General features: G+C 44.3%; 7 protein-coding genes. All 7 read right to left on the bottom strand.

What is annotated here, in order from left to right:
• Positions 1-281: 281 nt before the first annotated feature.
• The 7 genes from AB5935_RS14515 to AB5935_RS14485 all read right to left on the bottom strand — a co-directional run bounded on the left by AB5935_RS14515 (position 282) and on the right by AB5935_RS14485 (position 13,672).
• Complete coding sequence (locus AB5935_RS14515) at positions 282-2,021, bottom strand: histidine-type phosphatase (RefSeq protein WP_368327459.1); 1,740 nt, start codon at positions 2,019-2,021, stop codon at positions 282-284.
• Between the two features lie 13 nt (positions 2,022-2,034).
• Positions 2,035-4,308, bottom strand: coding sequence for a GH92 family glycosyl hydrolase (locus AB5935_RS14510; RefSeq protein WP_051926318.1), 2,274 nt, complete (start codon positions 4,306-4,308; stop codon positions 2,035-2,037).
• A 2-nt stretch (positions 4,309-4,310) separates the two neighbouring features.
• The gene (locus AB5935_RS14505) at positions 4,311-5,723 is read right to left on the bottom strand and encodes a glycoside hydrolase family 28 protein (RefSeq protein ID WP_038611861.1); all 1,413 of its coding nucleotides are present in this window, start codon (positions 5,721-5,723) and stop codon (positions 4,311-4,313) included.
• Between the two features lie 25 nt (positions 5,724-5,748).
• Complete coding sequence (locus tag AB5935_RS14500; RefSeq protein WP_038611858.1) at positions 5,749-8,082, bottom strand: GH92 family glycosyl hydrolase; 2,334 nt, start codon at positions 8,080-8,082, stop codon at positions 5,749-5,751.
• Between the two features lie 19 nt (positions 8,083-8,101).
• Positions 8,102-8,914, bottom strand: a complete 813-nt coding sequence (locus AB5935_RS14495; protein WP_038611855.1) for a glycerophosphodiester phosphodiesterase family protein — start codon at positions 8,912-8,914, stop codon at positions 8,102-8,104.
• 73 nt (positions 8,915-8,987) lie between these two features.
• Positions 8,988-10,628, bottom strand: coding sequence for a RagB/SusD family nutrient uptake outer membrane protein (locus tag AB5935_RS14490; RefSeq protein ID WP_007848296.1), 1,641 nt, complete (start codon positions 10,626-10,628; stop codon positions 8,988-8,990).
• Between the two features lie 20 nt (positions 10,629-10,648).
• The gene (locus AB5935_RS14485; RefSeq protein WP_038611851.1) at positions 10,649-13,672 is read right to left on the bottom strand and encodes a SusC/RagA family TonB-linked outer membrane protein; all 3,024 of its coding nucleotides are present in this window, start codon (positions 13,670-13,672) and stop codon (positions 10,649-10,651) included.
• Positions 13,673-13,769: the final 97 nt, after the last annotated feature.

The raw sequence follows: 13,769 nt of genomic DNA, 5'->3' as shown, positions 1-13,769 counted from the left end.
CTGATTATCTGAAAAAGATAAAACCGGAATAGGGCGGTTATGTAAGCCGTTTCTTCCATATAGTTAAGCCCTTTCTTACGGCTACCTACTACAGACTCCGCCAGTGGACTGTAAGGTCCGCTTGGGTGGACCATACAGTCTCCCTCAATGGACTCTATAGTCCATTGAGGGAGACTGTAGTAGGTAACCGTAAGAAAGGGCTTAATTGTAGGCAAGAAAAGCCTTAGCTAATAGGAAGATTGACTCTTTGAAGGAAAGTTGCTGTTTCTCAATTTGTATGTCTATAAATGATTGTAGAATGCTTTTACCGCTTCCCATTGATAGTAAGGGGCGATAGGGCTGTCAATAGGTAGCTTTACCTCATTCTCATTATGTAGCAATTTTACAATAACTTCTCCTTGTCCGTTCTTGAAAAAGATCAATTGAAGGTTGGCTCCCATGGGTGAGATGCGGAAATCCTGCCAGGCCAGGTAATACCGGTCGGGGTCTGTCTCTTGATTGGAGCATCCTTCTACTTGCATGAGTGCCAACAGACGAATCAGGTTGGTGTCGTGCCCGAAACGGAGGGTGGCGCACGGAGTTCCTTTGCGAATGGCGTGGTTGGCACTTTCTATAATGTTCTTCAATAAAGATTTTGCACTTTCGGGAGCTACACCTCCATTGAGCGGAGCATTGGCGTTACAGATATACATCCGGTAATTGATGGACTGCCAAATGTTGAACAGCTCTTCTTTTTCAAACAAATCGTAGAAGGAAAGCGGTAACTCTACATCTTGCATATCCGATGCAATCCAGTAGAGTCCCATCATAAGTCCGCGAGGGTCTTTCACTTCTTGGGGATTCGTAAAGAGCGTGGCGGTCAATCGTTCCGGACGAATATGGCTTTCTTCGTAGCATCGGAAGCCGGTCCTCCATGCAGCACTGTCCGAACTGAACTCTTCAAGTTCCGGTGAAGTGTAGGCTATGTAGTCCATGTATCTCCGGTTGGCTTCACGGGTAATCCGGAGGGAGGGGTTGAGCTCTTTCAGCTGTTCCGAGAATGCGGACATACTCATGATGCAACGCACGGAGGTGCTGGAACGTGCCGATATGCAGGCACTGTCCCGGAATATTTGGGGGTATTGTTGATACAGTCGTCTGGCTATGGCTTTATGTTGTCGTTCTCCTAATGAAGTTAAGTCTCCGCCACGTCCGCGGGCGTTTTCCCATACTTTCTGAAGTCTGAGCCGGACATCCTCACCTAAAGCGGTAAGTCCTGATTTCTCGTGAAACGTATCAAAGACACGAATGACTTCCAGATAGCGTTCGTCCGAAGTCATCCAGCGGGAACCGTGGCGTCCGTAATGGCTGACGTAGAAAGGGCTGTAACCTTCGGGTGCCGGAGTCCGTATGCCGTCTGGCGTGGGATAAGCATAATAGATACTGCCCATCTTTTCCGGGCTTTGCATGATCTCTTCTTTCAGATGGTGTGCAGGGAGAGTTACGGGGACTGCCTTCCAATTGATGCCGAGCGGATTGTTTTGTATCTCCCATATCAGAGGGAAATCCGGATTGTCCATAATCCACATTTCGCATCCGTCTACTGAGTCGTTTACATGCAGCAGGGGGTACCCCATGGCTTGTGACTTCGTATCAGCCAGCCGGTATTCTGTTTGATTATAGTGAAATTCCTTTTGACTTTTCAGTTCTTGATAGGCGGTTGCTGAAAGCAGGGCGAAGGTCTCTTGAGCGGGGAGACAGATATGCCGTCCGTCTTCCGGTTGTAAGAAGCTTAGTCCGGCAGCCGTTTTTAAAGCTTCTTGGGGCATGGCGTAACTGCCTGATTGCCATCGGGTGTTTCTTTCAATTCCCCAATGCAGATAAAGGGTGTCATTGGACTGGCTGAAAGTAAACTGGTACTTTCGGGTTTGTCCATGCAGTTTGAATACGAATAACAGAGGGTGGGTAATGATACCTTGTGCCATTACGCTTCCCATCAGGCTGCCGATAAGCAGAAAGCATATAAAAAGTTTTTTCTTCATCATACGTTACTCTTTAGATTCGGGAAATAGCTTGCTCCCCCCAGTTGCCGGGACGGGGACCCATTTTTAAAACCAACTTGCCTCCTCTGATGATATCATGATGGCGGATGGTGGAATATGGATAATTCTTTCCATTCAATAGCACCGACTGGATATACCTGTTCTTTTCGGAAAGCCCTTCGGCTTTGATCGTGAATGTTTTGCCTTCCTGTAAATGGAAACGACTCTCTGTCAGTAGAGGGGTATGGATTAAATAATAGTCTTGTCCGGCATTGGGGTACAACCCCATCATGTGGAATACCAACCACGATGACATGGCTCCGGAGTCATCATTTCCGGGAAGACCGGCAGAACCGTCATTATAGTTCTTCTGGATAATTTCATGGATGCGGTCGCCGCTTTTATCCGGACGCCCTACCCAGTGGTATAGGCAGGGAGTGAGGAAGGAGGGTTCATTATTCACATTGAAGAAACCCTTGTCAAAGAAAATATCCAGCCGTTCGTCAAACTTCTCTTTTCCGCCACATTGTTCAATGAGTCCGGGTACGTCATGCGGAATGCTGAGTGAATATTCCCAGGAGGAGGCTTCATAAAAGAACATGTTCCACCAAGGAGTATACCAAGGACCTTCAAAGGTAACGGGAGTATATGTGAAGGTGGGTTTCTGGATATGGGAGTTTCCGAAAGGTATTTTGTCTAACCAGTTTCCTTCTTTATCCCGGGGAAGTATGAATCCTTTGACTCCTGCATGTTCATAATCGGCCCGCCACAAGTTCTTCCAGTTGGAAGATTGTTTCAAGTATTGCTGGTACAAGTCTGTCTTGCCTAGTCCTTTTGCTACTAAGGCTATGGTATAATCACAATAGGAGTATTCTATTGTGCGGTTTCCGGCTCGGGGAATACCGTATGGAATATATCCCAATTCCAGATAAGGAATCAGTCCGCCTCTTCCCTCCGCTTCTTCGTTACCTCCGGGCGGTATGGTCGCATCTTTCAGCATAGCTTCCAAAGCCAGATGGTAATCTATGTTTGGTAGTCCTTTTACAAATGCATCGGCTATAACAATTTCGGCGTTGGAGCCGCCTTGTGTCCGTCCGTTACAATTTCCGCTTCGTGCATCAGGCATGTAGCCGTCCCGTTTATAGATATTGATCAGTGAACGTACAATGTCTGTTTCTCTTTGAGGGTCAATCAGTGTGATAAGTGGAGTTGAGGTGCGGTAGGTGTCCCAGATAGCATAAAAATCATCATAATAAGGTTCCGGATCACTCCATAATGGATTTTCACCGGTACGGTCTACAGGCATTAACATGGTATGATAGATACCGGTATAAAACATACGCTTATATTTTTCGGGTGTATTTGAGGCTATATCAATGCGTTGCAATAAGTTTTCCCATTGTGCCAATAAGGCTTGCCGGGTGTCCTCAAATGACCAATGAGGTATTTCGTTCCATACATTCTCTCTGGCTTTGAGAGAACTGATAAATGAAATTCCGACTTTCAGTTGAATGGTATTTGCAGAAGAAGGGAAACGCAACAAAGCTCCGGTTTTTTGTTGGGAGTCTGGCTGGTATCGTTCATTGCTGATCTGGCTTCCTTTCCATGTGGCCGTTTGTACAAAGGGATGGTCGGTTACTGCATAAAAATAAACGGTGTAGGCACGTCCGTTATTCCAACCTCCGCGAATACGGGTATATCCCATTACTTCGTGATCGGATATGATTTGAATTTCCGAACCTACAAATTGTTGTGCTTCGCGGGCATCGGGGGTCGGTTGTTCACCCAGGAAGAAGCCGGCGTCAACCAACAGGGATTTTAAGGAATCTTCGGGATAGGTGAATCGGTAGAATGAGGCGCGTGGAGCAGTTGTTATTTCAGTATATATGCCTGTTCTCTGGAATTCGGTAGCATAATAGCCCAAGCGGATTGTTTCATCTTTGCGATAGTCTATATGATTGAGCTGATCCATACCTTTGCCAAAAGGCATGACAAGTATGTTGCCATATTTAGGACCTCCTCCTGTCCCGCTGACGTGTACTTGGGAGAACCCGTTAACTTGTTCGGGCATAGGCAGCCAACCACTATTGGGATGGACAGTGCAATCGGGCGATGGTTTCACCATACCATAAGGGCAGGAGGGGCCGATAAATACCCGTCCCAGTCCTTCCGAACCGATTCTGGGATCTACGTAATCAGAAAGTCTGGCTTCCTGTGCCGCGACCGTCACGGGCAGCAGCAGGAAGACCAGTCTAAACAAAGAAACTTTGAATGGAATGTGGGTCATAATTATTTCTTGTTTATTTTTACACGTATTGTATTCTTCTTTTTGATTTCTCCTCCGGCTTGTGTCAATTGAGGGAAGGCCCAATAAATGTTATAGCCGGTAATCCGGATATCCGAAGCGGTGTCCAGATAGAAAGCATAAGTCTTGTCATATACAAAACCATCTCCGTTACAAGGACGTTTGTCATACACACCGCCTTCATAATCGGTACGTTTTAACAACTTGACATCTATTTCATCAAAGTAGATATGGTGCACCTTCTCCGGAGTGTCTCCCCCTACGAAAATGCCGTTTTCACTAGTGCATTTAATCTGATTGAAGAAAATGTTGCTGACTTCTCCCGAGTGTCCTTTCGTTGCACCTTTGGGGAAACGCCAGCCTGCATCTTTATGATTGCCTACGGCACGAGGGTATGAGGTGACATAGATAGGTTCCGCTTTACCCCACCATACATCAGAATAGAACATACAGTCTACTAATATATTGGAGAAAATGATATTGCTCACAGTACCTTCATCCCGGTTTTGTATGCCGATGCCCCGGTTGCTGTTTTTGATAATGCAATTATTGAATAATACATTCTCAATTTTATCCATATTTTCCGAGCCAATCTTGATGGCGCATGAGCGTGAAGTCATGACACAATTAGTCACTACAATATCTTCGCAAGAGCCATATTCTTCAAATTCCCGACGATTCTTCAGGCAAATGCAGTCATCGCCCGATTCAATGAAGCAGTTCGCTATACGTACTTTTTTGGAGTGATCCACATCAATACCGTCACCGTTGCGTATTTTTAGATTATTCAATAAAGAGATGCCGTCAATCAAGGCATCGTAACAGCCTATCAGGTGTATTGTCCAATAGGCGCTGTTCCGGATCGTGATGTCACGGATAACGGTCTTCTCTACATTGATAAGGGTAAGCACATGTGGGCGTGGGTCAAAATCAGTGACGGGCTTCAGCTCGTAGGAATCATCCAGCTCTTTGCCCATGAAGGCGATTCCGTTTCCGTCTATTTCTCCTGTACCGGTAATGGATATTTGTTTTAAGTCTTTTCCACTGATCCACATCATTCCTTCGCCACGGTTTTCGCGGAATGCGCTTTCTGTATAGATGCTTTCATCGGGGTTGGCCAGCAATCGGGAGTTGGGTTCCAGATGAAGGTTCACATAGGATTTCAAATATAGCGGGCCGCATAGAAAGGTGTGTCCGGCAGGAATGATTACGGTTCCGCCACCGGCAGCGGAACAGGCATTGATGGCGCGTTGTATAGCGGCGGCATCATCTGTTTGTCCGTCTCCTTTGGCTCCATAGGTCATGATGTCGTACGTGTTCCCTTGATGGGAAATACTGCATCCTGTCACAAACAACAGGAGGCAGCATAAGAGGCTGATGATAGTTTGATTCTTCATATGGATTGTTTTTTATTTTTTGTACTTATTTCATATTGTCGGGAGGCAGGCTGAGGGCGGGTGCTCCCCAGTTTGTATTAGGGTTCGGGCCCATCTGGAACTCTAATGTTCCTCCCTGTATTATATCTTGGTGTGTAAAGTAATTCTTGTCATATTCTTTTCCGTTTAGTTTTGCTGACTGGATATATATATTTTTTTTGTTGGCGTTGTGGGCTAATATGGTGAATGTCTTTCCGTTTTCCAAGCGGATACTCATCCGGGGAAAAGAAGGACTTCCTATTATATAATAAGGTGTACCGGGACATACCGGATAGAATCCCATAGCAGAAAATACATACCAGGCAGACATTTGCCCTGCATCATCATTACCTGACAGTCCACCGGGAGCATTCAGATATTCTGTTTCCATAATATGACGCACCTCGCGTTGGGTTTTCCAAGGCTGTCCGGCATAGTTGAAGAGGTAGGCTATCTGGTGGCAAGGTTCGTTGCCGTGCCAGTAGCGGTGTTCGCTGAACATGGAATCCAGTTTGGCGATGTATTTTTCTTTTCCACCCATACATTCCATCAGTCCGTATACATCATGGGGAGCATACCAAGTATAGTGGCAGGGAGCTCCTTCGGTGATGAAGCGAGTGAAGGAAAAAACGTTACCGGTATCGCTGAGGAAACTGCCGTCAGCGTATCTGCCTTGGGCATATCCGGTGCCAGGGTTTATTACGTTACGGTAATATCGTGCACGTATCATTAGTGTATCATAAAGTTCTGTTTTTTGTGGATCAGGAAAGTTATCATCTGATGTTTCCAACTTTTGCAGAACTTGGGCCAATACGAAATCATCGTATGCATATTCTAAAGTACGTGATACTTGTTCGCAGGTGTGAAAGGCTTCCGGTACGCTGTCTTCCAAAGGAATGTATCCATATTTCAGATAAGAATTCAAGGCGCGTCGTCCCATTCCGTTTTTGTATTCTTCATAGGTGGAGGGGGTCTTGAATGCGTTCTGGAGCATTCCTTCGCAAGCTTTGTTGATATCAAAATTACGGATTCCTTTGATATAGGCATCTCCCAGTGCGGAGATGCAATGATCGCCTATCATGGCTGCGGTATAACTGTTCCAACAAGGAAATATAGGCAGCCAGCCGCCTTGTTCATATTTGTCCACCAATGATTGCATCATGTCTCCGGCTTTCTTTGGGGTCAGGATATTGATTAACGGATGGAGAGCACGGTAAGTATCCCACATACTGTAATCTTCATAGTAATTTCTACCGTTGGCTGATTGTCTGAACGGGTGTCCTGTGGAGAAAGAAGGGTAGCGCCCGTCTACATCATTGAATGTACGTGGCAGGAATGAGGCACGGTAGAGTGCTCCGTAAAATTTCTCTTTATCGTTTCGGTTGTTTGTCTGTACTGTAACTTGTGAAAGCCTTTGTTCCCAGATGGAGTTCAGTTCCTGCCGGGTGCGGTCAAAATCCCAATGAGGTATCTCGGTGTCCAGATTCTTTTGAGCGCCTTCCATGTCAGTAAAAGAGGAAGCGGCTTTGATTAATACGGGTTCTTCTGGGTGTATTTTGAACCGGAGATATGCACCTATACCTGTTCCATCGGCTATCTGTCGTTGTCCGGCGAAGAGACTGTCATACCGGAATGTACCATATTCCTCTATTTCATTTTGATATTCAATGACAAAGTACCCGTTGTATCCGGCGGGGGCTCCCCAGCCTTGATAGATACGGTGTACGGGATTGTATCCGCGTATCTGTTTTTTTATAGTATCGATTTCAATATATCCTTCTCCTTCATCGCTGTTAGGATTGACTATGAGATAAGCATCTTCCGGTTGGTTATAAGTGAATCGGAAAATGGCTGAACGGGAACGTCCGGTCATTTCTGCAAAAATGGAATAATCTTTGAGAAGGACGGAGTAATAGGCAGGCGTTGCTGTTTCTTCTTGGTGAGAGAACAGGCTTCCTCGGTCTTGGGGGAGATATTTCAGTGTACCCGATACAGGCATCAAGGTCATGGAACCGTAATCTTGTGTACACCCTCCGACAATCCAATGTGAATTGCGGAACCCCTGTATCTTCTTATCTTTGTAATAATAGGGAGCCTTGCATTTTATTTCTGTATCTTGTGTCTGGGGAGTCCAAAAGTTCATTCCGTTGGGCTCTAGGACGGCAGGCAGCGTCTGTCCGTACTCTTCGGTATTTTTGCCGAAAAGTCCTGCGGTATGGGTTATGCTCGGTGCAGTTCCCGTACGGGTATCTACATAGGACAATAGGGATTCTTCCTGATGTCCGGTGCAAGACATGAACAGGCTACATAGAATCAGCAGATAAGATAGGGTACTTTTCATGGCTCTTCTTGGAAAAGGGTTATTTTTTAATCTCCTGACGGAGCATTTTTACAAAGAGTTCCGGCCGGTCCAGATTGACTAAATCGGGATGGGCTTCAATCGCTTTTTTATATTCTTTTTCACTCGCATTCTGAATAGCAGCCATTATCTTGATATGATTGCTTTTGCAGAATTCTTTGAATTGAGGGGTGATATTGAGGATATCTGTTTCTACATAGGCCGGGGTGCATATTTTCATCCATTTCTTCAGAGCTGCTATATTGGAGGCATTTACTTTAATCTTCATTTCCGGAGCGATTCTGATAAATTCTTTCAGCATTTCAGAGTCTGCAAACCAGAAGAAGCTTTTATTTTCATATCCTTTTTGGCGTACTAATATAACCAAATCTTTTATCGGAGTTCCTCGTTTTACATCAAAAAAAATGTGTGCCTTTCCTTGTAGGGTGTCTAGCATTTCGGCTATACGGGGTACGTGAATGCCGGTAAATTGAGAACTGAACCAACTGCCGGCGTCTAATTTTTCAATATCTTTGGATAGCATATCTTGAATGGGACCTTTACCGTTGGTAGTACGGTCCAAAGTTTCATCGTGCAGATTATAAAGTATATTGTCTTTACTTTTGCGCACATCCACTTCTATCCAGCCGGCTCCATGTTCCAATGCAGCTAGAGCTGATGGAATGGTGTTTTCCGGCGCTATATGGTTCGCTCCTCTGTGTACTACGATTTCGATAGAGTCCTGGTACATCATTTTTTGGGCATATATAGGAGATGGGAATAATGCCAAGATAGATGTCGCAATATGAAGCAATAAGATTTGATGAAGTTTCATGAATTATTTTTTGCTTTAAAGTTTTTTATAAGAGCTTGCTGTAACAAGCCCTTATAAAAACTTATTTAATTTATTAATAACCGTAATTTTGCTTCCAGTTGGTGTTTGAATTCATCAAGCCGACAGATACAGGAAAGATCCTACGCCATTTTTCGGTTTGAGCTTCCGGATGATATTGATTTTTATATCCCCAGTCGTCTTCGAACTTTCCAAAACGGATTAGATCATTACGTCGCCATGTCTCTGCATAAAATTCACGGCCACGCTCTTCAAGTAACTCGTTTAATGAAGGAGTATGCTCTAATAATGGAGCGTTACAATAGCTGCGTATTTGGTTGAATAGGGATTGTGGCGTGTCGCCGTTAGTGGCTGTTGCCCCTCGTAGAATAGCTTCTGCTTTCATCAGCAGAATATCTGCATAACGGAAGATAGGTACATCATTGCTTTGATTGCGGTTATAGAGGTTATAATCGTCTGCTTGAATAGCCCATTTGATGCATCGGTATCCCTGGCACCATGCGTTCAAGTCATTTCCAAGATCCATTTGGTCATTCAAGATGGTGATGTTCTTGGTGAGGACAACTTGTTGTCCGTTGTATATATAAGGTTCTGTTCCCATTGTATGTGTGCTGATGTCATAATAGTTGATCGCACCTTTCATGATGATCTCATTGCGTTCATCTCCTTCCAGGCAAAAACGGTCTGCCGCCTCGGGAGTAACGATGAAAATGCCTCCGGCATTTTGGGATAGTGTTATGCCGAACAGTCCTTTACCGTCCGCACCATCATTGTTGAATTTAGGCCAGAATTGGAAACGGGCGTAAGTATTGGCTCTGGTTGATGTTTCATTATTTTGGTATGGCATTGCATAGATGAAATCCTTAATCTGATAGCCGTTGTCTGGCATGAATTTCTTGCGATAACCATCACTGAGATCGAAATGACCGGAGGCGATGATATCATCGCAATATTTTATGACATCATTCAATTTGGAATTAGTCATGCTTGGATCATAAGTAGCTACATCATCACAGGTATAAACAGCCCAGTTTATATAGAGTTTGGCAAGGAGAGCCTCAGCCATCCATTTGGTTGGTTTGCCATAAGTGGAAGCATCAACATCTTCTTTTAAACCGCCAGAAGCCAAAGCACGGAGCAGGTCGCTTTCGATAAATTTTGTAATTTCGGAACGGGGAGAACGGTCGATAGCTTCAGAATCGCCGATCAAGTGGTCTAATTTGGGAGTTGCTCCGAATGTATCCATAAAAATAAAATGATAGAAAGCACGCATGGCAAGTGCCGGAGCAATCAAGGCTTCCTGTTCGGCATTGTTTTCATCTTCTCCACCCAAGTCAAAAATTGCTTGGTTGCATTTTGTGATTGCAGCCGGAATATCACCAGCCCAGTCCACGTGTGCGTCGCCTGGAAGGCTGGCGTGAAGAGAGGAATGGATATAGTTGCCGCCATCATACCAGTTACCACCAAATGTTACTGCCATGAACTCATCGGAAGACAGCAGGGCAGCTTCCATATAACGACGTCCTAATGCTCCGCCGAATCCATAATACAAACCTGCCATTTTAGCTTCCTTGGCAATTTCGGAATCCGGGTATTCGGTATAAGTGGACTTAAGATCCACATTTAGATCTGTGCAGGCGGAGAAGGTAAGCAGACTACCTACCAGCCAGGTTGTTAATTTTATGTTATTTTTCATATCAGTTTTCAATTATATGGTTAGAAGTTCACGTTTAGACCGATCATAAATGAACGGGTACGCGGATAGTAATTGGTACGTCTGTCCATGCCCGGTTCCAAGCCTCCAAGGTTGATTTCCGGATCACGGCCGGAGTAACCGGTAATGGTGAATACATTATTACAAGTGGCGTATAGCTTGAGCGAGTTTATCCAGTTACCAATTTTGCCGAAAGTATATCCCAATGAGACTGAGGACAGACGGAAATAACTACCGTTCTCTATCCAGCGATTGGATGGTGCTTGAGATTGTGTGTCAGTAGCACGGTGTTCGGTAGCTACGCTTTTTAATACATTGCGGCCTTCTTTCACAAAAGAAACATTAGAGTATTGTTCTGCAGTGGCGTTGTAGATATCTTGTCCAAAAACACCAGTAAAGAATAAGTCGAGATTCCAGTTCTTGTATTGGAAGTTATTGCTCCAGCCTAAATTTAAATCAGGTTGTGCGCAGCCGGTAATAGTACGGTCTCTATCAGTTTCAGGATCTGTGGTCGTTTCGCCTGTACGTTCACCCGTTTCAGGATCGTGTACATAAAAGATGGATACTCCTTGGTTATTGTAGCCGGCCCATTCGTAGGTGTAGAAGGTGCCGATAGGATGTCCTTCCATGATGCGCTGTACGTCTGCATTTGAAGAATAACCTGCGATTTCAGGATCGGCTGCACGGATATAATCTACGGAATATTCACTGTTGGATATACTTTCTACGTTATTTTTATTATGAGATAAGTTCAAACTGGTTTGCCAAGAGAAATTTTTTGTTTGTATAGGAGTGGCATTTATGGTAAATTCAATACCTTTATTGCTGATATCTCCCACATTGGCCGGCATGGTTCCGAAAGGATAGCGGTTTGTGGAAACCTCGTAAGTGTATATCAGGTCGCTGGTACGCTTGTCATAGTATTCGATGGTTCCTCCTAATCTGCCCCCAAAGAAGCTGAAGTCCAGCCCGATGTTCAACATGGCTGTACGTTCCCATTTTAGGTCTGGATTGGCATTTGAGGCGGCTGCTAGGGTATGGTAACTGTTCTGTGTGCCATTGGCGTTTGTATAGTTGAACCAACCTGAAGTACTGTAAGTCTGAATAGCCGAATAAGCTCCGAATCCGAGTGAGTTACCACTAACACCATAACCAACACGGAACTTCAAGTCATCGAAAACATTTAAATCTTTGATGAACTTTTCTTCGCTCATGCGCCATGCCAACGATGCGGATGGGAAAGTTCCCCAACGGTTGTTCTTTCCAAAGGCAGAGGAGCCGTCACGGCGAATTGTTGCTTGAAGCAGGTATTTGCTGTTGAAGGAGTAGTTGATACGTCCATAAAATGAGATCATACGTAAAGTTTCCAAATGACCGTTATTATTGCTGGTGATACCGCCATTCTGCCAATCCATTTTATTGGCAAGGTTCAGATTATAAAAAGTGGTGTTATCATTGTAAAAGTCGTAGACATCCAGACCGAAACTGTCATTGTCATCATTCTGTTCCCATGAATAACCGGCCATCAGGCCCAGTTTGTGGATATTGGCGAATGTATGATCATAGTTTATGTATGTTTCAAGAATTTTTTTCTTGTTTTCTGTTGCAATACGTTTAGCTTCGCCATTTCGGGTGTTATATTGGGATTTGCTGGTATGGTATTCGTTCCATATATATTGTTCGTCTTGATAGGAAAGACTTAAGTTCCATTTTAAGTCCTTAGTGATATCTAAAGTACCTTTGGCTGTTCCTTGAAGGAGTTTCTTGTTGTTTTCAAAAGTATCTTCATTGATCATGGATACAGGATTGAAGTTTTGGGAGATAGTTTTGTCGCTATACCAAGAACCGTCTGCGTTGGTGACAGGAACTAGTGGAGAATAATAATTCATGGCGTCGAATACGGATTGGCCATCTTTGGCGGAATCAACGGTGGTACCTTTTGATTGTGCGGCATTCACGTTAAAGGCTAAGGTGAGCCGATCATTCAGTGCTTTGGTTTGCAAAAATGCGCGGCCGCCGAAACGCTCGAAATCTGTACCACGTACGATACCTTGTTTGTTTTGATAACTCATGCTGGCACTGTATTGAGTCTTTTCTGAACCGCCATTGATAGAAACGTTATGGTTATGACTGATTGCTGTGCGCAGTACTTCATCGTTCCAATTGGTGTTTGCTCCTTTGTCATTCGGAAGAGTGATGTTATTTTCCTTGGCATAGGTGCGGAGTTCGTCGGCAGTCATCATATCTAAACGCTTGGCAATGTTGTCAAATGCAAGATATGCGCTGTAGTTTACAGAAGTGTGCTCACTTTTACTACCTTTTTTGGTGGTAATCAAGATTACACCGTTAGCAGCCTTGGAGCCATAAATAGCCGTTGCAGAAGCGTCACGAAGTACGTCAATGCTTTCAATATCTTCGGGAGCAATCAGACTTAATGACATACCGGGAATACCGTCAATAACATAATAAGGTTCCATTGCCGCACCGGTACGCAGAGAAGAAGCCCCACGTAAAGAGATAGAAGCAGTACCAGAAGTCGGATCGCTGCTTTGTACTACCGTCAAACCAGGGACTTTACCTTGCAGCAACTGTCCAGGGTCAGAATAAACTCCTACATTCAGTTTGTCTGCTTTCACAGTGGTAATGGAGCTGGTTACATCCTTACGACTCATGCTGCCATAACCTACTACCACAACTTCATCTAATGTTTTAGAATCTTCTTCCATAATAATCTTCAAAGAAGATCCTTTTACTGTAATTTCCTGGGTAGTGTAACCCACGTAAGAGAATACGAGTGTCTTTCCTTGTGCTACATTCAGTGTAAACTGTCCGTTAAAGTCAGTGATAACACCGTTGGTAGTACCTTTTTCGACTACATTCACTCCGATAAGGGGTTCTCCGGTTTTGTCTGTGACAATACCGTTAACTTGATTTTGAGCAAATGCCAGTGTACTGTTTAATAGGAGTAATGCAAAGACTACTATCTGTGCAAATGTCCTTTGGGTTAGAGATTGTACGTTTAGCATAGAATTTAATTTTGGTTTTGATTAACCTCAAATCCGCAACTAAGCCCTTGAACGTCCTTATTGCGTTTACACGTCCTCTCATTACTGAATTTGCAGA

This window comes from Phocaeicola sp. RTP21198st1_B8_RTP21198_201120, assembly GCF_040929485.1.
GTDB lineage: Bacteria > Bacteroidota > Bacteroidia > Bacteroidales > Bacteroidaceae > Phocaeicola > Phocaeicola dorei.
The sequence above is the reverse complement of the archived record's forward strand: the minus strand, read 5'-3'. Positions and strand labels throughout refer to the sequence as shown.